The 25,664-nt window shown below is 63.1% G+C and carries 25 protein-coding genes and 1 tRNA gene; 14 read left to right on the top strand and 12 right to left on the bottom strand.

The features are described 5' to 3' along the window. Nucleotides 1-81: 81 nt before the first annotated feature. The 4 genes from IFU00_16705 (at nt 82) to IFU00_16690 (ending at nt 7,964) form a co-directional block, all read left to right on the top strand. Nucleotides 82-3,006 carry an insulinase family protein gene (locus tag IFU00_16705; protein MBD8543926.1) on the top strand — a complete coding sequence of 975 codons (2,925 nt, stop codon included), beginning with the start codon at nt 82-84 and terminating at the stop codon, nt 3,004-3,006. A gap of 134 nt (nt 3,007-3,140) precedes the next feature. Then, on the top strand, nt 3,141-3,797 hold the full coding sequence (locus IFU00_16700; protein MBD8543925.1) for an MEDS domain-containing protein: 657 nt from the start codon (nt 3,141-3,143) through the stop codon (nt 3,795-3,797). Nucleotides 3,798-3,811: 14 nt separating this feature from the next. After that, nucleotides 3,812-6,259: a PAS domain S-box protein gene (locus IFU00_16695; GenBank protein MBD8543924.1), complete on the top strand. Its 2,448-nt coding sequence runs from the start codon at nt 3,812-3,814 to the stop codon at nt 6,257-6,259. A gap of 415 nt (nt 6,260-6,674) precedes the next feature. Beyond that, on the top strand, nt 6,675-7,964 hold the full coding sequence (locus IFU00_16690; GenBank protein ID MBD8543923.1) for an AAA family ATPase: 1,290 nt from the start codon (nt 6,675-6,677) through the stop codon (nt 7,962-7,964). 220 nt (nt 7,965-8,184) lie between these two features. Here the strand turns inward: IFU00_16690 and IFU00_16685 are convergent, their stop codons facing one another. The 9 genes from IFU00_16685 to IFU00_16645 all read right to left on the bottom strand — a co-directional run bounded on the left by IFU00_16685 (nt 8,185) and on the right by IFU00_16645 (nt 15,213). Next, entirely contained in the window at nt 8,185-8,817 is a 633-nt protein-coding gene (locus tag IFU00_16685; GenBank protein MBD8543922.1) for a riboflavin synthase, read from the bottom strand. Between the two features lie 6 nt (nt 8,818-8,823). Next, nucleotides 8,824-9,933 carry a bifunctional diaminohydroxyphosphoribosylaminopyrimidine deaminase/5-amino-6-(5-phosphoribosylamino)uracil reductase RibD gene (gene ribD, locus IFU00_16680; GenBank protein ID MBD8543921.1) on the bottom strand — a complete coding sequence of 370 codons (1,110 nt, stop codon included), beginning with the start codon at nt 9,931-9,933 and terminating at the stop codon, nt 8,824-8,826. A 105-nt stretch (nt 9,934-10,038) separates the two neighbouring features. Beyond that, on the bottom strand, nt 10,039-10,566 hold the full coding sequence (locus IFU00_16675) for a GspH/FimT family pseudopilin (GenBank protein MBD8543920.1): 528 nt from the start codon (nt 10,564-10,566) through the stop codon (nt 10,039-10,041). A 62-nt stretch (nt 10,567-10,628) separates the two neighbouring features. Then, complete coding sequence (locus IFU00_16670; GenBank protein ID MBD8543919.1) at nt 10,629-11,117, bottom strand: type IV pilin protein; 489 nt, start codon at nt 11,115-11,117, stop codon at nt 10,629-10,631. A gap of 36 nt (nt 11,118-11,153) precedes the next feature. After that, complete coding sequence (locus IFU00_16665; GenBank protein MBD8543918.1) at nt 11,154-11,729, bottom strand: hypothetical protein; 576 nt, start codon at nt 11,727-11,729, stop codon at nt 11,154-11,156. A gap of 76 nt (nt 11,730-11,805) precedes the next feature. Next, the gene (locus IFU00_16660; GenBank protein ID MBD8543917.1) at nt 11,806-12,807 is read right to left on the bottom strand and encodes a PilW family protein; all 1,002 of its coding nucleotides are present in this window, start codon (nt 12,805-12,807) and stop codon (nt 11,806-11,808) included. Then, nucleotides 12,804-13,331: a type IV pilus modification protein PilV gene (gene pilV / locus IFU00_16655; protein MBD8543916.1), complete on the bottom strand. Its 528-nt coding sequence runs from the start codon at nt 13,329-13,331 to the stop codon at nt 12,804-12,806. The genes IFU00_16660 and pilV overlap by 4 nt, the downstream gene beginning before the upstream one ends. 103 nt (nt 13,332-13,434) lie before the next feature. After that, nucleotides 13,435-13,902 (bottom strand): transcriptional repressor NrdR, encoded by a 468-nt coding sequence (gene nrdR, locus IFU00_16650; GenBank protein MBD8543915.1) that lies wholly within the window; start codon nt 13,900-13,902, stop codon nt 13,435-13,437. Between the two features lie 63 nt (nt 13,903-13,965). Then, on the bottom strand, nt 13,966-15,213 hold the full coding sequence (locus IFU00_16645) for a serine hydroxymethyltransferase (GenBank protein ID MBD8543914.1): 1,248 nt from the start codon (nt 15,211-15,213) through the stop codon (nt 13,966-13,968). A gap of 393 nt (nt 15,214-15,606) precedes the next feature. On the opposite strand from IFU00_16645, the gene IFU00_16640 reads away from it, so the two are divergent. From IFU00_16640 to IFU00_16595, 10 genes are all read left to right on the top strand, one after another. Continuing rightward, entirely contained in the window at nt 15,607-16,353 is a 747-nt protein-coding gene (locus IFU00_16640) for an SDR family oxidoreductase (GenBank protein ID MBD8543913.1), read from the top strand. 246 nt (nt 16,354-16,599) lie between these two features. Then, complete coding sequence (ybgC, locus tag IFU00_16635) at nt 16,600-17,004, top strand: tol-pal system-associated acyl-CoA thioesterase (protein ID MBD8543912.1); 405 nt, start codon at nt 16,600-16,602, stop codon at nt 17,002-17,004. A 23-nt stretch (nt 17,005-17,027) separates the two neighbouring features. After that, on the top strand, nt 17,028-17,711 hold the full coding sequence (gene tolQ, locus IFU00_16630) for a protein TolQ (protein MBD8543911.1): 684 nt from the start codon (nt 17,028-17,030) through the stop codon (nt 17,709-17,711). 16 nt (nt 17,712-17,727) lie between these two features. Next, nucleotides 17,728-18,159: a biopolymer transporter ExbD gene (locus IFU00_16625; GenBank protein MBD8543910.1), complete on the top strand. Its 432-nt coding sequence runs from the start codon at nt 17,728-17,730 to the stop codon at nt 18,157-18,159. Nucleotides 18,160-18,183: 24 nt separating this feature from the next. Next, nucleotides 18,184-19,257 (top strand): cell envelope integrity protein TolA, encoded by a 1,074-nt coding sequence (gene tolA, locus IFU00_16620; GenBank protein MBD8543909.1) that lies wholly within the window; start codon nt 18,184-18,186, stop codon nt 19,255-19,257. A 31-nt stretch (nt 19,258-19,288) separates the two neighbouring features. Then, nucleotides 19,289-20,560, top strand: a complete 1,272-nt coding sequence (tolB, locus tag IFU00_16615; protein MBD8543908.1) for a Tol-Pal system protein TolB — start codon at nt 19,289-19,291, stop codon at nt 20,558-20,560. Between the two features lie 33 nt (nt 20,561-20,593). After that, nucleotides 20,594-21,118, top strand: coding sequence for a peptidoglycan-associated lipoprotein Pal (pal, locus tag IFU00_16610; protein ID MBD8543907.1), 525 nt, complete (start codon nt 20,594-20,596; stop codon nt 21,116-21,118). Between the two features lie 130 nt (nt 21,119-21,248). Beyond that, nucleotides 21,249-22,004, top strand: coding sequence for a tol-pal system protein YbgF (gene ybgF / locus IFU00_16605; protein MBD8543906.1), 756 nt, complete (start codon nt 21,249-21,251; stop codon nt 22,002-22,004). Between the two features lie 73 nt (nt 22,005-22,077). Continuing rightward, nucleotides 22,078-22,153: transfer RNA gene (locus IFU00_16600), tRNA-Lys, on the top strand. Nucleotides 22,154-22,223: 70 nt separating this feature from the next. After that, a complete protein-coding gene (locus IFU00_16595) occupies nt 22,224-22,481 on the top strand; it encodes a hypothetical protein (protein MBD8543905.1) in 258 nt (85 codons plus the stop codon). 64 nt (nt 22,482-22,545) lie between these two features. Here IFU00_16595 and IFU00_16590 read toward each other — a convergent pair whose 3' ends face one another. Genes IFU00_16590 through IFU00_16580 form a run of 3 tightly spaced genes read right to left on the bottom strand, consistent with a single transcriptional unit; the run spans nt 22,546 to nt 25,472 of the window. Continuing rightward, complete coding sequence (locus IFU00_16590; protein MBD8543904.1) at nt 22,546-23,355, bottom strand: ABC transporter ATP-binding protein; 810 nt, start codon at nt 23,353-23,355, stop codon at nt 22,546-22,548. Between the two features lie 13 nt (nt 23,356-23,368). After that, nucleotides 23,369-24,271 (bottom strand): nitrate ABC transporter permease, encoded by a 903-nt coding sequence (gene ntrB / locus IFU00_16585; protein MBD8543903.1) that lies wholly within the window; start codon nt 24,269-24,271, stop codon nt 23,369-23,371. Nucleotides 24,272-24,299: 28 nt separating this feature from the next. Next, complete coding sequence (locus IFU00_16580; GenBank protein MBD8543902.1) at nt 24,300-25,472, bottom strand: ABC transporter substrate-binding protein; 1,173 nt, start codon at nt 25,470-25,472, stop codon at nt 24,300-24,302. Nucleotides 25,473-25,664 lie beyond the last annotated feature (192 nt).

The raw sequence follows: 25,664 nt of genomic DNA, 5'->3' as shown, positions 1-25,664 counted from the left end.
TTCGTTAGCGTAGCCTTAAGCCCAGCCGTGCAGCGGCGCGCGCGCTGTAAAATGCTCCGATCAAGTCACCGGGAACCCCCAATGAGCAACAAATTCGTACGCGGCGCTTGCCTGGCCGCGTTGGTGTGCGTGTCCTCGCTGGCGCACAGTGCGCCGCAGGTCAGCGCGCCAAAGGCAGCCGTCTCGAAAATGGACGCGCTGCAGCTCGACGCCGTGATCCCGGTCGGCCCGCAAGTCAAGGTCGGCAAGCTGGCCAATGGCCTGACCTACTACATCCAGCGCAATGCGCGCCCCGAACACAAGCTCGAACTGCGCCTGGTCGTCAAGGCCGGCTCGATCCTCGAAGACGATGACCAGCGCGGCCTGGCGCACTTCGTCGAGCACATGGCGTTCAATGGCTCCACCAACTTTCGCAAGCACGAGCTGGTGTCGTACCTGCAATCGATCGGCGTGGGCTTCGGCGCCGACCTGAATGCCTACACCTCGTTCGACGAGACCGTGTACATCCTGCCGATTCCGACCGACAAGCCGCAGAACGTCACGCGCGCCTTCCAGGTGCTGGAAGACTGGGCCCACGGCGTGAGCTTCGATAGCGACGCCATCGACAAGGAGCGCGGCATCATCCTCGAAGAAGCGCGCCTGGGCAAAGGCGCCGCTGACCGCATGGGCAAGCAGATCTACCCGCGCCTGTTCAACGGCTCGCGCTACGCCGAGCGCCTGCCGATCGGCCGCGAAGACGTGCTGCGCAATTTCAAGCCCGAGACGCTCAAGCGCTTCTACAAGGACTGGTACCGGCCCGACCTGATGGCGGTCGTCGTCGTCGGCGACATCGATCCGGCGCAGGCCGAGAAGCTCGTCAAGCAGCACTTCACGCGCCTGAAGAATCCGGCCACGCCGCGCCCGCGCGACTACGCCGCGATTCCGGCGCGCGCCGACACCGAGGCGCTGGTCGTGACGGATCCGGAAGCCGATGGCAATGCGGTGCTGATCCGCTATCCGGTGCAACCGGTACGCGACCTGGGCACCGTGCGCGCCTACCGCGAAGAGCTGGTGCAGGGCCTGTTCGCGTCGATGCTCAGCGCACGCCTGGCCGAGATCTCGCAACTGCCCGATGCGCCGTGGCTGGGCGCCAGCAGCTCGCTGGGCAAGCTGACCCCGCGCTACCGTGCCTACAACGCGTCGGCCGCCATTGGCCCGCGCGGCGCGCAGCCCGCCATTGCGGCGCTGGTCCAGGAAAACGAACGGGCACGCCAGCACGGCTTCGGCGTGCAGGAACTCGAGCGCGCCAAGAAAAACCTGATGCGCACCTACGAGCAGGCCTGGAACGAGCGCGCCAAGAGCGATTCGGGCACCTACGCCGCCGAGTACATCCGCAACTTCCTGCAGGACGAAGCCATTCCCGGCATCGAGACCGAATACCGCTACGTGCAGAACCTCGTGCCCGGCATCACGCAAGCCGAGATGAACGCCTACGCGCGCAGCACGATCCCGCAAGACTCGGGCAAGCTGGTGCTGTACACGGGCGTGGCCAAGTCCGACACGCCCACCGGCCCGCAATTGCTGGCCGCGGTGAGCGAAGCCGCGCGCCTGCCCGTCGAGCCATACGATGAAAAATTGCTGGCAGCGCGCCTGATGGAACGCCCGGCACAACCCGGCACGATCACGCACGAAGAGCACGACAAGGCGCTGGGCCTGACGCGCCTCACCCTGTCGAACGGCGTGAAGGTGATCCTGAAACCCACCGACTTCCTGAATGACCAGGTGGTCCTGAGCGCGGCGCGCCCCGGCGGGCAAAGCCTGTTCCCCGACCAGGACATCCTGAACGCGCGCTTTTCCAATGCGATCGTGGCCAGCATGGGCGTGAAGGATTTCACGCCGCTGGACATGCGCAAGATCCTGGCCGGCAAGGCCGCCGGCGTGACCGTGGGCCTGGGCAGCTACACCGACGTGATCGCGGGCGCCTCGGGCGCCACCGACATCGAAACGATGCTGCAACTGCTGTGGCTGAAGTTCGCGGGCGTGCGCCGCGACGAAGACCTGTTCCACGCATATATCGACAAGCAGGCCGAGATTGCGCGCAATGCCAGCGGCCAGCCGGGGCGGCGTTTCGGCGACGCCGTGGTGTCGGCGCTGTTTGGCGACCACCCGCGCGCGCCACGTTCGCTCGACGCCGGCGAGTATGCCAAGATCGACCTGGATCGCAGCATCGCCATCTTCCGCCAGCGCTTCTCGAGCGCAAAGGACATGACCTTCATCCTAGTGGGCAGCTTCGACGAAAAGGCGATCCGTCCGCTGTTGACGAGCTATCTGGGCACCCTGCCCACGCCCGCGCTGCCGGTGGCGTACCGCGACGTGGGTCTGCGCCCGGTGACGGGCGTGGTCAAGCGCGAAGTGCGCAGCGGCACCGAGCCCAAGAGCAGTATCTCGATCAACTTCACGGGACCGGCCGTGTTCTCCGAGGCCGAGCAACTGCGCCTGTCGGCACTGATCGAAGTGACCAATCTGCGCATCATCGAGGTGCTGCGCGAAAAGATGGCGATGATCTACGGCGGGGGCGCCAGCGGCGCGCTCAGCAAGATCCCATACGGGAACTACTCGATCGGCATCAACCTGCCGACCGGGCCAGAAAATGTCGACAAGGTCGTGGCTGCGACGTTTGCTGAAATCAGGCGCCTGCAAGAGAACGGACCGGACGCCGCCGAGCTGGAAAAAGTGAAATCCGGCTGGATCCAGAACCATCGCCGCTCGCTGCGCGAAAATGGCTACTGGGTGGCGAACCTGCAATCGAGCCTGACCGAAGGCACCGATCCGGCGTCGATCCTGAAGGTCGAGCAGCAGGTGGCTGCGCTGACGGCGCAGGACGTGCAGGCGGCTGCGCGGCGTTACTTCGATACGAAGAACTATGTGCAGGTGGTGCTCAATCCGGAGCTGGCCAACAAGGCCGCGAACGTGGCCAGGGCGCTGGCCACGGGCAGGCAGGACGTGCCAGCAACGCCTGGCACCTGAGCCTCGCACGACCGTTCGCGTGGCGGCGGGCATCGTCTATACTGTGCGTGTCCGCTGCCGTTGCAGCGGACATCCGCCCACGTACAGATCAACGCCGGCGCCCGGCATCACCGGCGCTCTACTGGTGAAACACCATGCGCATTTCCGATAACCCGGTTCACCTGGCCGGCAAGCCCCTCACCCACGCGTGCCATGCCTGCGCCTTTTTTCATACGGACGAAGAAAAGTACCGTGTGCTGCTGCCGTTCATCCTGGAAGGCGTTGAACACGGCGATCTGGCTGCCCACATCGTCAACCCGGCGCAGCGCGACATGCACCTGGCCCGGCTGGCGCAGGCGGGCGTGGACACCGATGCCGCCCAGGCGCAAGGCCAGCTTGCCGTGCGCACCTGGGACGAGACCTATCTGCAGGACGGCAAGTTCGACCAGCAGCGCATGATCGCCACGCTGCTGGCGCTGATTGCGCCGGCTGACGCACTACCCGGAACCGTCTCGCGCAATATCGCCGACATGGCCTGGTCGCCCGGCGCGCGTCCCGACGCCCACGACATCGTCGAATACGAGGCGCGCCTGAACCAGGTACTCCCTGAGCACCACAACCCGATCGTCTGCACCTACGACCTGACGCATTTCAGCGCCGATATCGTGATCGACATCCTGCGCACCCACCCGATGGTAATCATCGGCGGCATCCTGCAGGAAAATCCCTTCTTCGTGCCGCCGGCCGAGATGCTCGAGGAGCTCGAAGCGCGTCGCCTGGCAGGCGCCACGCCGGCCAGCGCTGCGCGATAGGCAGGCACACCGGCATGCATTCACCCGACGAGTACCGCGCCGAGATCGACCGCCTGCGCAAGACCACGCGCGACCTGGTGGCCATGACCACCCTGCCAGCCGTCTGGGGCGACCTGCCGCCGGAAGGTGTCATCGACAGCCTGGCCAGCGTCCTGCTCAACACCCTGAACCTGGATCTGGTCGGTATCCACCTGCCGGGCAAGGGCGAGACCGATTCACTGGAAATCATCCGCGTCCGGCGCGACGCGACTGACAGCCTGCTGCCCGCCGCACGGGCGGCGCTCGATGCCGCCATGCAGTCGGGCGCCGTAGATGGCATGCAGCCGGCAACGCTGCAAACCGGCGACACGTCACTGCAATTGGGCACCGCCCGCTTTGGCATCGGCAACGATCCCGGCATGGTGGTGATCGGCGCGCGGCGCGCCGGCTTTCCATCCGAGCACGAGCGCCTGCTGCTCGGTGTGGCCGCCAACCAGGCCGCCGCCATCCTGCAGCGGCGCCTGGCCGAACGCGCGCTGGCGCGCAGCGAGTCGCGCTTTCAGGACCTGGCCGACGCCGCACCGGCCATGCTGTGGGTCACCGAACCCGATGGCAAACTCTCGTTCCTGTCGCGCGCCTGGCACGAATTCACGGCCCAGGACCGGGGAACGAGCCTGGCGTTCGGCTGGACGGCAGCCGTGCATCCCGATGAGCGCGACGCGGCGCTGCACGCGGTCGTCGATGCCAATGCGCGCCGCGTGCCATTCAGCATGGAGCATCGGCTGCAGCATGTCGTCGATGGGTACCGCTGGGTGATTGCGACCGGACAGCCGCGCTTTGCGGCGAACGGCGACTTCCTGGGTTTTGTCGGCAATGTGCTCGACATCAGCGACCGCAAGCGCACCGAACAGGCGCTGCACGAGACACGCGACACGCTCGTGACGATGTTCGACGCCCTGCCGGCGGGCGTGGCCGTGGCCGGCCAGGACGGCAAGCTGTTGCTGTCGAACCAGGCAATGCACCGCTACCTGCCCACCGGCGTGCTGCCATCGTTGGACGAAGAGCGCTACATGCGCTGGACCGCGTTCGATGCGGATGGCCGGCCGCTTGAGCGCCGTGATTTCGCTGGTGCACGCGCGGCGCGCGGCGAGCGCGTCGTCCCGGGCATCGAAGCGCGCTACCTGGGCGACGATGGTGTCGAGATCTGGACGCAGGTGGCGGCCGTGCCGCTCAAGGGCCGCGACGATGTCACACGCGGCCACGTGGCGATCGTTACCGACATCGACGCCTTCAAACGCACCGAAGCAGCGCTGCGCCTGGCCGAATCCCGCCAGCGCGAACTGTTTGACGAAGTGGCCAGGGCCAACCGCAACCTGAGCGAATTCCTGGCCGTGCTGGCGCACGAACTGCGCAATCCGCTGGCCCCTTTGATGACGGGCCTGGAATTACTGCGCGTCGGTCCCCGCGACCCCGCCGTGGCGGCCAATGTGCGCGACATGATGGAGCGCCAGGTCCGGCAACTGGCGCACCTGATCGACGACCTGCTCGACATTGCGCGCGTCACCAACGGCAAGGTGGAGATACGCAAGACCCGCGTCGACCTCAACGCGATCGTGAACAATGCGGTCGAGACCAGCCTGCCGCTGATCGACAAGCATCGGCATGCATTCGACCTGCAGCTGCACGCTGCGCCGCTGCCGGTACAGGCCGACGCCACCCGCATCGCACAGGTGATCGGCAACCTGTTGACCAATGCGGCCAAGTACACGCCGCCGGGTGGCGCGCTGTCGCTGTACGTGACGCAGGACGGGACTGACGCCGTCATCACCGTCACCGACAACGGCGTCGGCATTCCCGCCGCTTCTCTGGAATCGGTGTTCGAGATGTTCAGCCAGGTGGGCAGCAACCGCCAGCACGCGCAGGGCGGCCTGGGCATCGGCCTGTCGCTGGTACGCCAGCTAATCGATTTGCATGGCGGCACGGTCAGTGCGCACAGCGAGGGCATCGGCAAGGGCAGCACGTTCGTGGTCAGGCTTGCGCTCGATCAGGCGACCGTGGCGCCGGCGCCTGCCAACGCGCCAGCAGCACTGGGCGCGCCAGTCGGGCCGCTGCGCATTCTCGTCACGGACGACAATGTCGATGCGGCAGAGACGCTGTCGATACTGCTCGAGATGGAGGGCCATGACGTCACGCTTGCCCATGACGGCCAGCAGGCGTTGCAGATGGCGGTGCAATGCCTGCCGGACGTAGCGTTTCTGGATATCGGCTTGCCGGATATGTCAGGCCACGAGGTGGCGCGCCGCCTGCGGCAGATCGCCGGCCTTGAACATTGCGCCATCGTTGCCGTCTCCGGCTGGGGCTCGCTGGACGACCTGGCGCGCTCGAGCGCGGCCGGCTTTGACGCGCACTTCACGAAGCCGGTGGCCTCGAGTCGCGTAATCGATTACCTGGCGGTGGTGGCTGCCAGCATGCGCTCGACGTAGCGTACAATTTTGTTTACTATCTGCTATCCCATTGATTCAATTGAGATAATAAATCCTCTACTGACAACTCATGGAGGCTATTGTTAGATTCTTGCGCTTGAATGGAAAAGCACGAAGCGCATAGAAAATCATGTTGAGAGACTAAAAGCGCTTATTCTCTATGTTGAAAAAATGTAGGTTCTACATGCCACACACGTACGCCACTGCTCCGCTTGCAATGGTTGACCCATACCGCTGTGATTCTACATAAGCCCTGCTTCGTTACTGCATTGGTCCCTTCTATAGTCGTACCAGCATACGGCTTCGGTTATAGCGCAACCTACAGATCAAGATATACAAGCGGTGAAAAATCGCCAACAACCGGCTGGCATCATGCTATTCTCTGGACGAGATAAATTACCATACCGGAGGACGAATGAGCGAGCCAGTAGCCGTAACGCCGTTTAACGCTTTTACACCTGCAAAAGAAGTTCGCGACATTGATCGCTTCGCTGGCAGGAAAACTGCACTTAAAGATCTCGCCGCTGCATTGCAAGCGGAGGGTGCGCAGCTCGTACTTTATGGACAACGAGGCATCGGCAAATCTTCGCTAGCGCGCATTCTCGAAAAACTTGCGACCAATGATGAGGACGTGCTAGCGCGCTTAGAAGAAAGGCCGTACAGAGAGTTTGACTATTTACCGGTATATTTTGCCTGTGATGATTCAGTCAATTCAATCGAGCGTTTGCTGGTAAGGTTAATGACCGAAGAGAGCGGATTAGCTCCATGGGTTCCGTTCAAAGTAGTAGAGCGGAAAGTCACCGGAGAGGGCGGAGGAAAGGTTGGCATTAAGATCATCGAACTTTCGGGGAAGGTTTCGGAATCCATCACTGAACGCATGACTGAGGTAGACGCTGATATCTTCTCCACTTTTAGCAACGCTTGTAAAGAGATCGCAAAGTCAGATATTGCTAAGGATGGTCTTCTCATTATCATCGATGAATTTGATAGGATTAAGGACTCAAGTGGAATTGCATCATTGCTAAAAACCCTTGGCCCTGAAAAAGTTACTTTTGCACTCGTTGGAGTTGCGTCTAGCATCGAGAAATTAATCTCAGAACATGAATCAGTTGCAAGACAACTTTCAGAAGGAGCGATCCACATTAAGCCGCTGGATCCTGCCGAGCTCGAAGAGATTATAACAAGAGCAATGGATGCATTAGACAATAAATACTCTTTCGCTCCCGAAGCAATTAACTGGATCGTATCGATTTCGCGTGGCCATCCGTTTTATGTTCACTTGGTCGCGAAGCACGCTCTGCTCGGAGCAATCGCAAAACGACAGAATGTAGTGTCAGAGCAAATTGCTCGTGAGGCACTTGCGGAAATTGCTTTAAAGGGATCAGCGCCCATTCAAGAGGCCCTCTATAAAACCGCGATAGGGAACTCATATGTGCGAGAAGTGATTCTTAAACGCTTCGCCTCTCAGGACGCAGACGAAATCTATACAACAGATATTTATGCGGGGATTGCGGCGGAGCTGGGAATTGACCCTAGCGCAGTATCTGTTTATGTGGGTCACCTAGCAAGCAGCAAATACGGCTCAGTACTTATTAAAACGCGTGATCGCTATTATCGTTTCGGCGATAGCCTTTTCAAGGCTTACGCTGCTGCGAGGCCACATGAGCGGAAAAAAGGGGATTTGGAAGAAGAAGTGTTAACATAATCAGCAGCATTGCACTCTCGCCTACCTCACAGTCCAAGGTTGTGCGAGAGTTATCTACCGATATAACTACGCTATTTCTGCATCGTCTCCAAAGATTCTTATGCACAAAGAACGTTGCTTATTGGTTTATCGCCGTAATATTTCGTTAGCTGATTAAATATCTGAAATAATTCAGGAACTTACGCTAAATTACTGATTCCTGAACATTTTTACGTCAAAATTAGACGGGCCGAGAAATTGAAAGCATGCGTTCGACGTAGCGCGCAATCAGGTCGATCTCGAGATTGACGCGCGAACCGGCCGCCAGGTGGCGCAGCGTGGTGACCTCGATCGTGTGCGGAATCAGGTTGATCGAGAAGCGGCAGACTTTCTGGCCGCCCTCTTCCAGGTCAGCCACACGATTGACGGTCAGCGACACGCCATTGACGACGATCGACCCCTTATAGGCCAGGAATTTGCCCAGCTCGTGCGGCGCATCGATGATCAGTTCGCGCGATTCGCCGACCGGTTCGAAGCTGTGCACGACGCCCAGGCCGTCGACGTGGCCCGACACCAGGTGCCCGCCCAGGCGCTCGGCCAGCGTCAGGGCTTTCTCGAGGTTGACTTCACCGGGCGCGTCCAGGCCCACGGTCTTGTTCAGGCTTTCGCGCGAGACGTCCACCGTGAACCCTGTGGCGCTCTTTTCGGTGACGGTCATGCAGGCGCCGTTGATGGCGATCGAGTCGCCCAGGCCCACGTCGGCCAGCGACAACGGGCCGGCATCGATGGCGAGACGCACGCCGGCGTCCAGGCCGCCGGCCAGCGGCGCAACGGAAGTGATGGTGCCGACAGCGGCGACGATTCCAGTAAACATACGACGTTATTCCTTGTTGGGGGTAGCAGAGGATGGGGAAGCAGCTTCGGCAAAGCGGGCCAGGATGCGCAGGTCGTCGCCCACGCGCGTGACGTCGTGGAAGCGCAACTGGCGCCGCTCGGTCAGTTGCGTGAGCGGCGGCAGGTCGAACATCCCCTGCCCCGGGCCGATCAGGCTGGGCGCCAGGTAGACCAGCAATTCGTCGACGCAGCCTTCGCGCACGAGCGAGGCATTGAGCTTGCTGCCCGCTTCGACGTGGACTTCATTGACTTCGCGCCGGCCCAGTTCGCGCATCAGCGCCGGCAGGTCGACCTTGCCGTGGGCGTTCGGCAGGTACAGCACCTCGTGGCCGGCGGCGCGCAGGGCGGCGGCTTTCTCGTCGCCCGGTTGTTCGGCCGCGGCGACGAGCCAGCACGGTTCGCCCTGCAGGATGTGCGCATCCAGAGCGATCTCGAGGCGGCTGTCGACGATCACGCGACGCGGCTGCATCGGCGTGGCCAGGCCCTGTACGGTGAGCTGCGGGTTGTCGGCCTTGACGGTGCCGATGCCGGTGACGATCGCGCTGGCGCGGGCGCGCCAGGCATGGCCGTCGGCGCGGGCGTCGGGCCCGGTGATCCACTGGCTTTCGCCGCCGGCCAGGGCCGTGGCGCCATCCAGGCTGGCGGCCACTTTCAGGCGCACCCACGGCAGGCCGCGCACCATGCGCGAGAAGAAGCCGATGTTCAGTTCTTGCGCCTCGCGCGCCATGATCCCGGAACGCACCGCGATGCCCGCTGCTTCCAGCTGCGCCAGGCCGCGCCCTGCCACGAGCGGATTGGGGTCGACCATTGCGGCGACCACACGCCCCAGGCCGGCGGCAATCAGCGCGTCCGAACAGGGCGGCGTGCGGCCGTGGTGGCTGCACGGTTCGAGCGTGACGTAGGCGGTGGCACCACGCACATCGTTGCCGCGCGCGGCGGCGTCGCGCAGCGCCTGGATTTCAGCGTGCGCCTGACCGGCCGGTTGCGTGTGGCCGGCGCCAATGACGACGTCGTCCTTGACGATCACGCAGCCGATGCGGGGATTGGGCGCCGTGATGAACATGCCGCGCGCCGCCCAGGCCAGCGCCGCGGCCATGCCTTCGGTGTCGTTGAGAATCGGTTGGCTGTCGTGCGTCACGTGGTCTTTCATCGGTGCGCATCGTGCAATGCGCTTGTTTTCAAGCTTGTTGTCAGTCTTGTTTCAGGGCGGTGCGGCGACGCCATCGCAGCCGGCGTCATGCGCCGGGTTGCACAGGCGCGGGCGGCCAAGCAGATTGATTTTAATACGGCGTACCCCGCCGCCGTGGAACAGCGACAGCGTGCCCGGCCGTGCCGCGGCGCTGCTCGTATCGCTGCAACTGCGTCCCGCGCCATTGTAGGCGATGTATTGCGGGGCTGCAGGGCTGGCAAAGGAATAGCTCACCTGCACCCCCTGCGGCAGCGTGGCGCGCACGGCCAGAATCTCGTCGCCTGCGCCCGCCTGGCGATTGTTGTCGCGATCGACGTACACGGTCCAGCCGCGTGACCAGTCGATGCCGGCTGCGTCGTTCGCTGTGAGGATCACGGGTTCGTTGCGGGCAATCGCCATCGATCGGGTGAGCTGGACTGCACTGTAGAGGTCGCCTGCGGCCACGCGCAGTTCCTGGCCCTGCACGATCCGGTGCAGGCCGGGCGCCGCCAGCGACGACGTGATTGCCACCATGCCCAGCACGACGGCCAGTTCGGCCATCGACAGGCCGGTGCAGTGGCGGCGCAGGATCGCGCGGGCCAGCGTGGTATCAAGGCGCGTTGTCATGGCCAGCAGCGTGTGGACTGGCCACTTGCGCCAGTTGAGCCGCTCGAACCACCAGCCCCGCTGGCGCCCTGCGCGCCGGTGCTGTCCAGCGTCAGCGTGCCGCATTCCGGATCGGCAAATGCAGCATTGACATTGACCGTGCCGGGCCGCGCACGCAGCACGATGCAGGCCGCAATCGTCTGCTCGGGACAGGCCTCGCCGTCGAGCTCATAAGCGCTGGCGGCGGCGCTGTTGCCGAGCCAGGTGCGGAACTGGCCCGCATCAAAGGCGCCCGTGGCCATCGAGAACGCGACATAGCTGTGATGCTGGGCGCGGTATTGCTCCTGGCGCTGCATCAGGTCGAGCAGCGCCAGCTGGGCTTCGACCCGGCGCGCCTTGACGATCTGGCGCGCATACGACGGATAGGCCACCGATGTCAGGATGCCGACGATCGCCAGCACCATCAGCAGTTCGATCAGCGTGAAGCCATTGCGGTGTCGGGTCATGATGTGCTCCTGTTTACCCCTGTTTGCCCGGGTACGTCATTCGGATGCCGCGGCGACCAGCGCGGACCAGTTGCCGATCTCGCGCCAGCCGACGCGCCGGCCATGCCCGCCGGCGGGTGGCAGGCGGTAATAGGCCTGGACGGCGGCCCCGGCGCCCGGCATGCTGCCGGCGCCGCGCGCGGCGATACGGTAGAGCGGGCCGTCGGCGGACGCCGGCATCAGCTCGATCAGGTAGCGTGGCGTCTCGAGCGGCAAGCCGCCCTCCCCTGTGGGCAGCGTGGCGCCGGTGAAGGTGCCGAACGGGATGGCCGGGCCGTCGGCAAGCGCCAGCCGGGCCAGTTGACCATCGGCGTCGGCGTCGTGCGCGCACAAACCGTTGTACGGCCGGGTGCCCAGGCACGCGCCGACGAAGGCATCCGCACTGCCGCCGCGGATCGCGTTGGCGCGCGCCGAGTTTGGCGCTGCGCCGCCGTCGATATCGTGTTCGGCATCGAGCAAGGCGGCGTGGGCCATGTGCAGGGCCAGCGCGCGCTCGCGTTCGTATGCCGCGGCACGGGTGCTTTGCAGGGCGCCGCGCGCCGAGGCGATGCCTGTCATGAGCACGGCCAGCATCAGCACCAGCGCGGTGATGAGCGCGATGCCGGCCTGGCGCCGTGGGATAGGGAAACGCTGATGGCGCATACGCTGCTCAACGCGCCGCGACCGGCGGCGCAGATGGTGGCACGCCGGGCGGAGCGACAGGCACCGCAATTGGCACCGCGACTGGCACCCCGATGACCGCGCCATACACCTTGTGCATGCGCGCATCGCCGTCGCGATCGAGGTCGGCCGCCGCCAGCCGGACACCTGGATCGGCAGCCGCCAGCGCACCGTCATACCCCGGACCGAACAGCCAATGGACGAGGCCCTCACCGGCATCAGGCGCCTGACGCGGCCCATGCAGCAGCAAGCCGACCCGTACGCTCGCAACGTGCTTCCAGTGGCTGCGCGTACGCAGATCGGCGGCCCGCTCATCTGGAGTCGACCCGGCCAGCACCAGCGCCGCGTCGAGCGCCCGGATCGCGCTGGCGTTCACGTATCGATTGGGCGCGCCATCGCCATCGGTATCGAGTCCGTACAGCACCTGGAAGCTGTCGACGTGGCCTGCCACGGCATCGGACGACCAGTTGCCGGCGCCCCGGTATTTGCAGCGCAGTTCAGCGTCGCCCTGCGCATTGCGCGCTACATAAAAAATGCTCCAGCCTTCCTGATCGCGATGCACGGGAAAGCCGGCGCAATCGAGCGTGCCGCCGTCGCCATGCGGCGGCGCGCCGGTGCCGGCAAAGCGCAGCGCCAGCACATCGCTGCCGTTGACCGTCGCCGATAGCGGCGCATCGATGCCGGCGCCGGCATGGGTCAGCGAGGCAGCATCCAGCCCGGCGATCGCGGCAGGTAGCGCAGGATCGATCACCGGATGCGCCGCCCAGTCGACGTGGCCTGCCAGGCGCACGGCGCGCGCCAGCGCATCGAGCGCGTAGCGACCGGCGTCGTCCATCTCGGCCGCTTCGAGCAGCGCCGCGCGTGCACGTGTGGCGCCGATCAGCAGCGAGCCAGCCGCCAGCAGCACGGCCAGGCCAAGCGTCATCGCGACCATGAATTCGGCGATGGTAAAGCCAGCCTGACGCACACACCGGTACCGATGGATCCTCATCGCGCCACCATCAGCACGAATGCCGGCAGGTCATCGTTGCCGTGCCAGCCGATCTTGATGGCCACGGCCGCATGCGCCCCGCCACTGCACGCCCACCGATAGCGGCGACTGCCGGCATCCCACGGCGCCGCATCGCGGCATACGGCAATGCGCCCGCCGGGAAAACGCCGGTGAACGAGCAGGCGCGTCTCATCGAGATCGAAGGCCGCCAGCGCCAGCGGATCGCATGCGGCAGTGCCGAAGCACGCGGCGACGGCGACAGGCGGGCCGTCGGCAACGGCGTCGTAATCGAGCGACAGATAAGGATTGCCCGCATCGGGCAGGCTGGCCAGCGGCAGATTGGCGCCAATGCGCGCCGCCAGCGAGCTTGCCAGCTGGCCCGCTTCGGCCATCAGCGCTGCCTGCTGTTGCGTGCGCTGCGCCGCCAGCTGGGCCGCCCCGGCGCCGACGATGCCGATGGCGAGCACGAACAAGGCCACCAGCACTTCGATGAGCGTAAAACCGTGGTGTGAATGGTTGCGCACCCAAGCCTCCCGATAACGAGCTACGACGTTATCAGGCCGGCTTTGCACGCCCGTGCGTCGGCGCAAGCGTACGCCGCGCCAATCGGGGAACCTTGAAAAGGGATTAGTTGTCGAGCTTGCGCTGGTGCCCGACTTCGGCCAGCGCTGCCTGGAAAGAATCCAGGTCTTCGAAATTCTTGTAGACCGATGCGAAGCGGATATACGCGATCTTGTCGAGGCCCTTCAGCTCTTGCATCACGAGCTCGCCCACATGGCCGGTATCGACTTCGCGCAGACCGCTGGTGAGCAGCTTTTCTTCGATGGAGGCAACGGCCTTGTCGATCGCTTCGGCTGCCACCGGCCGCTTGCGCAGCGCCAGCATCAGGCTGCCGCGCAGCTTCGAGGAGGCAAACTCGGTGCGGCTGCCGTTCTTCTTGACGATGATCGGCATCGACAGTTCGATGCGCTCATAGGTGGTAAAGCGCTTGTCGCACTTGCCGCAGCGGCGCCGGCGCCGGATGGCGTCCCCCTCCTCCGATACGCGGGTATCGAGGACTTGTGTATCTTCATGCTGGCAAAAGGGACATTTCATGGCGCCGGGGCTGCAATACTACATGGGGTACTTCCGGGCCGGCGAACCGGCCCGGAAGGCAAATCAGGCAGCGTAGACCGGATACTTGCTGGTCAGTTTCTTGACTTCGCCCTTGACACGCTCGATGGTCGCAGCGTCGTGCGGGTTGTCCAGCACGTCGGCGATCAGGTTGCCCACGGTGACAGCGTCTTCTTCGACAAAGCCACGCGTCGTGAAGGCCGGGCTGCCCAGGCGAATACCCGACGTGACGAACGGCTTTTGCGGGTCGTTCGGGATGCCGTTCTTGTTGCAGGTCATGTGCGCCTGGCCCAGGATGGCTTCGGCTTCCTTGCCCGTCAGGTTCTTGGCGCGCAGGTCGACCAGCATCACGTGCGATTCGGTGCGACCCGACACGATGCGCAGGCCACGCGCGGTCAGCGTGTCGGCCAGTGCCTTGGCGTTCTTGACGACCTGCTGCTGGTAGGTCTTGAACTCAGGCGTCAGCGCCTCCTTGAACGCGACGGCCTTGCCGGCGATCACGTGCATCAGCGGGCCGCCCTGAATACCAGGGAAGATGGCCGAATTGATGATCTTCTCGTGCTCGGCCTTCATCAGGATGATGCCGCCGCGCGGGCCGCGCAGCGACTTGTGCGTGGTCGAGGTGACGAAGTCGGCGAACGGCACCGGGTTCGGGTACTCGCCTGCAGCGATCAGGCCGGCGTAGTGGGCCATGTCGACCATGAAGTAGGCGCCGACGGCCTTGGCGACCTTGGCGATGCGCTCGAAGTCGATCTTCAGCGAGAACGCCGATGCGCCGGCGATGATCATCTTCGGCTTGTGCTCGTGCGCCTGGCGCTCGAGCGCCTCGTAGTCGATGTCTTCTTCAGCGGTCAGGCCGTACGAGACGACGTTGAACCACTTGCCCGACATGTTCAGCGGCATGCCGTGGGTCAGGTGGCCGCCTTCGGCCAGCGACATGCCCATGATCGTGTCGCCTGGTTTCAACACAGCGAAGAACACGCCCTGGTTCGCCTGCGAACCCGAGTTCGGCTGCACGTTGGCGGCTTCCGCGCCAAACAGTTGCTTCAGGCGGTCGATTGCCAGCTGCTCGACGATGTCGACGTATTCGCAGCCGCCGTAGTAGCGCTTGCCCGGATAGCCTTCGGCGTACTTGTTGGTCAGTTGCGAGCCCTGCGCTTCCATGACGGCTGGCGAGGTGTAGTTTTCGGACGCGATCAGCTCGATGTGGTCTTGCTGACGGACGTTTTCCTTCTGAATGGCATTCCACAGATCCGGATCGACATTGGCCAGCGTATGGTCTTTAGCAAACATGTAAAACTCCAATCGATAGTAATCCAGGCAACGAGCGGCGCTGTGTGCGGGTGCGGGAGCCAAAGGGCGCGGGCAGCCGCGATCGAACGCGTACCGGTTGATGGCTGCCCAGGCGAACGGCGTATGGCGTCTCACGTTCCCCGGTGGGTACCCACCTTTGCCGCGCCGCGCACCAATCGGTGGCGCTTGTGCGGTGTTTCGCCAGTTACGTGAGACGTAAAGTCCGCAAATTGTACTGAACTCCCCATTGAAGGGCAAGGAAAGCGCCGTCCTGGTGACCCGCCGGGGCGTAATCGCCCGCCCGCCACGGCGTCCTGATCATTTCGGCTACAATTTTGCAACCCTGCATCTGCCTGCGCACTGCTCCCTCACTGCCCTTTTCAAGGATTCATCATGATCGTCCTCATCACCGGCGCATCGGCCGGCTTCGGCGCCGAAATGGCGCGCACCTTCGTCTCGCACGGCCACCGCGTGATTCTGGCAGCCCGCCGCACCGACCGCATCGCCGATCTGGCAGGCGAACTGGGCGACGCCGCCCTGCCGGTAACGCTCGACGTCACCAGCCGCGCGTCGATCGAGGCAGCGCTGGCCGGCTTGCCGGCCGACTGGAAGGGGATCGATGTGCTGATCAACAATGCCGGGCTGGCCCTGAATACGGTGCCAGCGCACGAAGTGCCGCTGGAAGACTGGGAAACCATGATCGCCACCAATTGCAAAGGCCTGGTGACGATGACCCGGCTCGTGCTGCCCGACATGGTCGCGCGCGGCAGCGGACTGGTCATCAATATCGGCTCGACTGCCGGCCACTACCCTTACCCGGGCGGCAATGTGTACGGCGCCACCAAGGCCTTCGTGGAACAGTTCACGCTCAATCTGCGCGCCGATCTCGTCGGCACCGGCGTGCGTGCCACCAATCTGGCGCCGGGTCTGTCCGGCGGTACGGAATTTTCCAACGTACGCTTCAAGGGCGACGATTCGGCCGCAGCCAAAGTGTACGAAGGCACGACGCCGCTGAGCGCAAAGGATATTGCCGACACCGCGTACTGGATTGCGACGCTGCCACCGCACGTCAACGTCAACAGCATCGAACTGATGCCGACCTGCCAGGGCTTTTCGCCATTCACCATCAAGCGCGCCTGACCCGGCGAGTGACCGCGCGGGCGGTTAGGCTGGCACGCTGAATGGCAACCGATAGCGTGCCCGCCATTTGTGAGAAAATGTTACAGTGATTGGTCTTTTTGCCAAGTTTCAAGTCTACTACCGCTCAAAAGCACGATTTTGTGCGAGGGGTACGTAAGTAATTTCCACGCTCGACGGCCGGAAACGGTGATATCGAGAAGGAAACTCGCGTAGAATGTTTCTCATGTTCATGTATCGGCAGTAACAATGTCTTCAGTATTTAACTGGCCAGTCAGGGTGTATTACGAAGATACCGACGCTGGCGGCATTGTTTTCTATGCCAACTATCTGAAATTCTTTGAACGCGCCCGCACCGAATGGCTTCGGTCACTCGGCGTGCAGCAACAATCCCTGCTCGACGCGGACAACACTGCCTTCGTCGTCAAGAACGTGACCCTCGACTATCACGCTGCGGCGCGCCTCGACGACCAGTTGACGATACAAACCAGTGTTGCCAGGCTGGGCCGCGCATCGGTCCAGTTTCTGCAGCAGGCCTGGTGCGGTGAAACCCTGCTCAATACGGCGAGCGTGACCGTGTGTTGTGTCGATATTGCAACAATGCGCCCGCGCCCCTTGCCTGACCACGTGGCTGCTAAAATGCGTGCCGCCTGAATACATACCTAAATAAATAGCCCATGACCGTCACCCCAGACCTTTCATTCGTCGCCCTGATCGGCAATGCCCACGTGCTGGTGCAATTGATTATGGCCTTGCTGTTGCTGCTGTCGATCGTGAGCTGGACGTACATCTTCCGCAAGGTATTCGCGATCCGCGCCGCACGTGCGCAGACCGAGCAGTTCGAGCGCAGCTTCTGGGCCGGCGGCAATCTGCACACGCTGCACCAGAGCGCCAGCAGCCAGCGTGACCAGAGCGGCGCCCTGGCCCGCATCTTCGAATCCGGCATGGGCGAATTCATCAAGGGCAAGCAAGCGTCGCGCGAAACGCTCGACATGAACTCGGTGCTCGACGGCGCCCGTCGCGCCATGCGCGCCTCGTTCCAGCGCGAACTCGATGCACTGGAATCGCACCTGAACTTCCTGGCGTCGGTCGGCTCGGTCTCGCCGTACATCGGCCTGCTCGGTACCGTCTGGGGCATCATGAACGCGTTCCGCGGTCTGGCCAGCGTCGAGCAGGCCACGCTGGCCATCGTCGCACCCGGCATTGCCGAAGCACTGATCGCGACCGCGATCGGCCTGTTTGCCGCGATCCCGGCCGTGGTGGCATACAACCGCTTCACGCACGATATCGACCGCCTGGCCAACCGCTTCGAGAGCTTCGTCGAAGAATTCTCGAACATTCTCCAGCGCCAGTCGCGCTGATCCAGGGAGCCTGACCATGGCCTTTTCCAGCAGCATGCGCGGCGGACGTCGCCGCAAGTTCAAATCCGAGATCAACGTCGTGCCGTACATCGACGTGATGCTGGTGCTGCTCATTATTTTCATGGCAGTGCCAGCCAATCAGGCGCCGAGCGTGGTCAACCTGCCGCGCGCCGAGAAATCGGCGCTGCCGCCGGACACCTATATCCAGATTTCGATCGAACCCGAAAATCGCCTGTCGATCGGCGTGCAGGGCAAGGGCCGCGTGGCCCAGGAAGACGTGGCCGACCGCTCTGCCCTGCTGCAGCGCCTGCGCGCGCTGCATGAAGAACATCCCGATTATCCGGTGCTGATCGCGGGCGACCGCGAGAGCAAGTACGACGACGTCATCCAACTGATCTCGGAAGCCAAGAAGATGGGTATCAACCGGGTTGGCCTGGCCACCCAGTGATGTCGATGCATTGATGCCTAGAATATGCCCGAAATAAAGCCAGACAACGCCGGCGTGCCGTACCACGTGCCGCCAGAACCGAGCCGCCTGCCATCGTTCCTGCTGGCAGTGGCCGTGCACGCCGCGTTGCTGGCGTTTCTGTGGATCGGCGTGAGCTGGACGGCCAAGACGCCGATCACCGTCGAGGCCGAAGTATGGGACATGTCGGTACAGACGGCCGCCGCGCCCGAGCTGCCGCCCGAGCCTACCCCGGAGCCTGAGCCAACCCCTGAACCGGAGCCAGCGCCCGAGCCGACGCCGGAACCCGTGCGCACACCGCCACCGCCACCGCCACCGGTGGTCGAAGAGCCAGCGCCAAAGCCGGCACCGGATATCGCGCTGCAGCGCGAAAAGGAACGCAAGGCCGAGGAAGCCAAGAAGAAGGCGCTGGCCGAGAAGCGCGACGCGGAAAAACGCGAGCGTGACGAAAAGCTCGCCGAGCAAAAGAAGAAGGACGAGGCAGAACGCAAGCAGAAAGAGAAAGAAAAAGAGCTGCTGGCGAAGAAGGAAGCGGACGAGAAGAAGAAAGAAGCTGAAAAGGAAGCCGACAAGAAAGCGGCAGCGCTGGCCGCGGCTGAAAAGAAAAAAGAAGCGGACGAGAAAAAGAAAGCCGAACAGGTCGCGGCGGCGGCCGAGAAGAAGAAGGCGGACGCCGCCAAAGCCAAAGCGGCCGCTGCCGAAGACGCCAAGCTCGCGAAGCTGCGTGCCGACGAACTCAAGCGCATGGCCGGCGCCATGGGCAGCGGCGGCAGCGCCGCCAAGTCGACGGGCCCGAAATCGGACGGCGGTTATATCGCCGCGATCACGGCGGCGATCAAGAGCAGCACGGCCTATCCGGGCAACACCGATGTGTCGGGAAATCCACGCGCCACGTTCCGCGTCGACCAGTTGCCGACCGGTGAAATCATGTCGGTCAGGTTGGTGAAAAGCAGCGGTGTGCCAGAATTTGACAGGGCAGTGGAAAATGGTATCAAGAAAGCATCGCCACTGCCCAAAAAGAAGGACGGGACGGTAGAGCGTACGCTTGACGTGAATTTCTCGATGCGCGATTACGATTGATTCGGTTCGAACCAGTTTTACAAGAGAAACTATGAAAAAAATCCATTTCCTGCTGTTTAGCGCTTCCCTCGCCATGGGATCGGCAGCCAATGCGCAGCTGCAAATCGAAATTGCCGGTGTCGGCAGCAACCAGATTCCGGTCGCCATTGCGGCCTTCGCTGACGAATCCGTCGCACCCGATAAGGTCTCGGCCGTCATCCGCGCCGACCTCGAGCGCAGTGGCGTGTTCAAGGTCATCGACGCTGGCCAGGTCATCAGCGACCGTGACGCCGGCAGCATCAACCTGGCTGCCTTCAAGGCCAGCGGCGCCGACGCGCTCGTGGTCGGCAGCGTATCGAAGCAGCCAGATGGCCGTTTTGCCATCCGCTACAAGCTGATGGACACCGTCAAAGGCGGCGAAATCTCGCAGATGGGCGGCGAAGTGCAGCCCCGCTACACGCGCCTGCAGGCGCACCGCATTGCCGATGACGTCTATGAAAAGCTGACCGGCGTGCGCGGCATCTTCTCGACCCGCATTGCCTACGTGAAGGCCGACAGCGGCGCCAAGCGCTATATCCTGGCCGTCTCGGATGCCGATGGCGAGAACGAAGTCATCGCCACCCAGGGCAAGGAACCGATCATTTCGCCATCCTGGTCGCCGGACGGCTCGAAAGTCGCCTACGTCTCGATGGAAGACCGCAAGCCGGTCGTGTATCTGCAAGACCTGATGACGGGTCGCCGCAACGTGATCTCGAACCAGAAGGGCAACAACTCGGCGCCATCGTGGTCGCCGGACGGCTCGACGCTGGCCGTGGCCCTGTCGAAGGACGGCAATACCGAGATCTACTCGGTCAATTCGGGCGGTACCGGCCACAAGCGCCTGACCAACAACCCGGCGATCGACACCGAGCCGCAGTTCTCGGCCGACGGCCGGACCATTTATTTCACGAGCGACCGCAGCGGTGGCCCGCAAATCTACAAGATGAGCGCAGCCGGCGGCAACGCCACCCGTGTGACGTTCAATGGCAGCTACAACATCAGCCCGCGTGTGTCGTCCGACGGCAAGACGCTGGCCTGGATTTCGCAGCGCGGCGGCGCTTACTCCTTATATGCGATGGACCTGGCCAGCGGCCAGGAACTGCGCTTGGCCGATGGGGCCACCGAACCGAGTTTTTCGCCTAACGGCAAGTACATCATGTATGCAACCAAGGGTGGCGGTCGCACCTCGCTGGCCGTGGTGTCTGTGGATGGACGAGTCAAGCAACGCTTGACGACCAAAGCGGGAAACATTCGGGAGCCCAGCTGGGGTCCCTTCATGAAGTAAGAAGTAAAACCTCAACATAACAGGAGAAAATCCATGCGCAACTTCAAGAGTGTAGCTTTCATCGTTTCCACCGCAGCCCTGCTGGCCGCTTGCTCGTCGCCAACCAAGCTGAACGAAACCCCGGTCGTCGAGAAATCGCCAACCCCGGCAGCGCCAGTTGCTGATCCACGCGACATCAACCCGGTCCAGACCGGCAGCGTCGATCCGCTGAACGACCCACAAGGCGTTCTGGCCAAGCGCAGCATCTACTTCGACTACGACAGCTTCGTCGTGCGCGCTGATGGCCAGCCAGTGGTCCAGAACCACTCGGCGTTCCTGACCAAGAACACGTCGCGTAAAGTCCTGATCCAGGGCAATACCGATGAACGCGGCGGCACCGAGTACAACCTGGCCCTGGGCCAGAAGCGTGCTGAAGCCGTCCGTCGTTCGATGGCGTCGCTGGGCGTGTCGGAAGGCCAGATCGAAGCCGTGTCGCTGGGCGAAGAAAAGCCAAAAGCCACCGGCAGCAACGAAGAATCGTGGGCTGAAAACCGCCGCGCAGACATCGTCTATCAATAATCGATTCGGCTGAACAAGCCGAACAGGTTCGATTGACAGGGGGCGGGACGCAGTGCAGACTGCTACCCGCCCCTTGTTTTATCTCAGCAACCGCCGAAGTCACCGGCTTAGTAGAAAGAACACAACGCTTATGCTCAAACTGTCCAAGTCCCGCCTCGCATGCCTCGTGCTGGCCCTGTCGATGCCGCTGCACGCCGTCGCCGGCCCGTTCGACGACGAAGAAGCGCGCAAGGCCATCCTGGACCTGCGCACCAAGGTCGACAACATCACGCGCGACCTGACCGCACGCATCGACAGCAAATCGGACAAGACGGTGCAGATCGAAATGCTCAACCAGCACGAGCAGACGATGCAGGAAATCGCCCGCCTGCGCGGCCAGATCGAAGTGCTGGCCAATGAAGTCGCCAAGGCGCAGAACAGCCAGAAGCAGCTTTACGCCGACCTCGACGCGCGCCTGAAAAAGGTCGAGCCACGCGCCGAAGTGATCGACGGCCAGGCCGCCGAAGTGCTGCCCACCGAAAAGACCGCGTACGAAGCCGCCACCGCGATGTTCCAGTCGGGCGACTACAAGGGCGCCTCGGTCGCGCTGCAGGAATTCGTGCGGCAGTTCCCGCAGTCGCCGTACGCATCGAACGCGCAGTACTGGCTCGGCAACACCTTCTACGCACTGGGCGACTACAAGAAGGCCATCGCGGCGCAGCAGGTCGTCACCACCACCTACGGCACCAGCCAGAAGGTCCCGGACGCGATGCTCAATATCGCCAGCAGCTACGCCCTGCTCAAGGACAACAAGAACGCGAAGAAGTCGCTCCAGACGCTGGTGTCTAAGTACCCGGATTCGAGCGCCGCGCAGACCGCGCGCGATCGCCTGGCGTCGCTGAAGTAACGACACGGAGATGCGATACGCCGGGCGCGGCATTTGACAGCGCCCGTATCGCCCCCTATAATCTTGCTTCTTCGGGTCGTTAGCTCAGCTGGTAGAGCAGCGGACTTTTAATCCGTTGGTCGCAGGTTCGAATCCCGCACGGCCTACCAAAGATTCAGCAGAAAAGCCAACCTTCGGGTTGGCTTTTTTGTGTTCCGCTCATATTAGGATGATCCCACCATGACTTATGAAGATTTTCTCGACGAGGTGACCACGCTCCTCACGGAGATGTATGACCTCACCGACGAAGCGGCGATCAAGCTGGTGGTCGACGCGCAAGCCAACGATTACTTTGTCGCACATGACGACAAGGAAGAACTACGCACCGCCGAGCAAGCCAAGCTGGACGCCACCGCGCTCCACGAAGGCAAGCAGAACCGCAACCAGACGCAGCGCAAGCAGCAGCAGCGTCAGGTGCAGAAGAAAAAAGCCGTTTAAGCAGACATCGCCGCTCAGTGAAGAACCGTAGGGTGGACGGCTCTGCCGTCCACCCTACCGCGTGTCAAGCCGCTACGGCCGGATGCGCTTGCTTTCGGTACAAGAACTCCAGCACCTGCCGCCGATGCTCGGTATAGCGCGCATCCTGCGCCAACGCCACCCGGTCACGGGGCCGCTCGAGTTCCACGGCGACGATCTCGCCGATCGTGGCTGCCGGCCCGTTGGTCAGCATGACGATCCGGTCGGACAACAGCACTGCCTCGTCCACATCGTGCGTCACCATCACCACGGTGGATTTCGTCGCCGCCACGATCTTGAGCAGCTCGTCCTGCAAGTGCGCGCGCGTGAGCGCGTCGAGCGCGCCAAACGGCTCATCCATCAGCAAGACCTTCGGCTGCATCGCCAGCGCCCGTGCGATGCCGACGCGCTGCTTCATGCCGCCCGAGATTTCATGCGGCCGCTTGGTTTCGGCGCTCGTCAGGCCCACCAACGCCAGCGCATCCATCGTCCGCTCGCGCAACTGCGCCCGGGTTTCAAGTGAGCCAAACACCCGCTCGACACCCAGATGGATGTTCTCGTAGCACGTCAGCCATGGCAGCAGCGAGTGATTCTGGAACACGACCGCGCGCTCCGGTGACGGGCCGCCGATCTCGCGGCCCGCGCAGATCAGCAGGCCTGCGGTTGGCTTGAGCAGCCCAGCGATCAGGTTCAGCAGCGTCGACTTGCCGCAGCCCGAGTGGCCGATCAGCGTGATGAATTCGCCCTTGCTGACCGTGAGGTCGATCCCCTGCAGCGCCGGGAACACGCCCTTCTTGGTGTGAAACGCCATCTCGACACCGGTGATGTCGATGAATTTCTTTTGCAGTTCGTCCATGATCGAAACCCTTTCAGTTAGCCACTTGTTCGTGGGTCAGTGCGCGTGCCAGCGACACCAGCGCCAGCTCGAGCAGCAGGCCGACCACGCCGATGATGGCAATGGCGATGATGATGTGCGCCACGTTCAGGTTGTTCCACTCGTCCCATACCCAGAAGCCGATGCCCACGCCGCCGGTCAGCATTTCGGCTGCCACGATGACGAGCCATGCGGTGCCAATGGCCAGGCGCACGCCGGTCAGGATGTACGGCAGCGCCGATGGCAGCAGGATCTTGGTGAGGATCTTCCATTCCGACAGGTTCAGCACGCGCGCCACGTTCATGTAGTCCTGCGGCACGCGCTGCACACCGACGGCCGTGTTGATGATCATCGGCCAGATCGAGCAGATGAAGATCGACCAGATCGCCGCCGGGTCGGCCGACTTGAAGACCAGGAGGCCAATCGGCAGCCAAGCGAGCGGCGAGACCGGCTTGAGCAGGCTGATGATCGGGCCGAACATGCGGCTGACAAACTGCACGCGCCCGATCACGAAGCCCAGCGGAATCCCGATCAGCGCCGCCAGGCCGAAGCCGATGGCCACGCGCTGCAGCGACGCCAGCACGTTCCAGCCGATGCCCTGGTCGTTGGGGCTGTTGCGGTAGAACGGATCGGCGAACAGTTCGAGCGCTGCCTGCCACGTGACCAGCGGCGACGGAAACGCCTCGTTCTGCGCGGCGATCACTTGCCATATCAGCAGCACGAGCGCGATGCCGGTCAGCGGCGGCGCCACGCGCCGGACTGCCGTGGCAAACGGCTGTGCGCGGCGCGCAGCGACGGCGGCGGCCGGCTTGCGCGGGGGCGCGGCGCGCGCCGGGCCGCTGACAGCCACCGGCACTGGCGCCGGCTCGTTGGGAACGGATTTCAACAGGGCATTCATGACGGCTCCTCGCAGTACGGGTGGATGGTCAAGCCTTGACCTTGAACGACGCGGCGTACGCCTGTGGGTTCTTGCCATCCCACACGGTGCCGTCCATCAGCTTCGATGTGCGCAGCAAGCCCGCCGGGACCGGCGTCTTCGTCATCGTGGCCGCGTCCTTGTACAACTGGACCTGATTGACCGCCGTGGCCACGGCCAGGTAATCCGGATCGCTCTTGAGCAGGCCCCAGCGGCGATGCTGCGTCATGAACCACATGCCATCGGACAGGTACGGGAAGTTGACCAGGCCGTCGTTGTAGAACTTCATGTGGTTCGCGTCGTCCCAGGTCTTGCCCATGCCGTTCTGGTACCGGCCCATGATGCGCTGGTCGATCGCATCCTTGCTGGTGTTGACGTACGACTTGGCGGCGATCACTTCAGCCATCTTGTTCTTGTTGGCCAGCGACGCATCGATCCACTTGCCGGCCTCCAGAATGGCGGCCATCATCGCGCGGCACGTGTTCGGATTGGCCTTGGCAAATTCCAGCGTCGAGCCCAGCACCTTCTCGGGGTGGTCGCGCCAGATGTCCTGGGTCGTCGTGGCGGTGATGCCGATGCCGTCCATGATGGCGCGGTGGCCCCACGGTTCGCCCACGCAGAAGCCGTCCATGTTCCCGATGCGCATATTGGCCACCATCTGCGGCGGCGGCACGGTGATGACCTTGGCATCCTTCATCGGATTGATGCCATTGGCGGCGAGCCAGTAATACAGCCACATCGCGTGGGTGCCGGTCGGGAACGTTTGCGCGAATGTGTAGTCGCGTTTTTCGGTGCGCATCAGCTTGGCGAGCGAGGCGCCGTCGACCGCGCCCTTGGTGGCCAGTTGCTTCGACAGCGTGATGGCCTGACCGTTGTTGTTCAGGCCCATCAGCACGGCCATGTCCTTCTTCTGGCCGCCAATGCCCATCTGCACGCCGTACAGCAGGCCGTACAGCACGTGGGCGGCGTCCAGGTCGCCGTTGGCGAGCTTGTCGCGCACGCCGGCCCACGAGGCCTCTTTGCTCAGCACGAACTTGACGCCATATTTCTTGTCAAAGCCCAGCACCGACGCCATCACGACCGATGCGCAATCGGTCAGTGGAATGAAGCCGATCTTGATCTCGGTCTTTTCGGGCTTGTCCGACCCCGCCGCCCATGCCCCGCCCCCGGCCAGCCCCAGCAGGCCACCGGCCGCTGCCAGCGAGGCACCCTGGATGATGTTCCTGCGCGTCCCATCGACGTTCGTACCGGTGGACGAATTGCCCTGCGCTTGACGCTGTTGATTTTCCATTGCAAATCCCAAAAAGTGATCAGGCAAAAAAAAACGGCTACCCCACATGAACGTGTTCATGCATTGGTAGACGTCGTTGTCCGG

Origin of the sequence: Oxalobacteraceae sp. CFBP 8761 (genome assembly GCA_014841595.1) — a bacterium.
Classification (GTDB): domain Bacteria; phylum Pseudomonadota; class Gammaproteobacteria; order Burkholderiales; family Burkholderiaceae_D; genus Telluria.
This window is presented reverse-complemented; position numbering and strand designations above follow the sequence as displayed.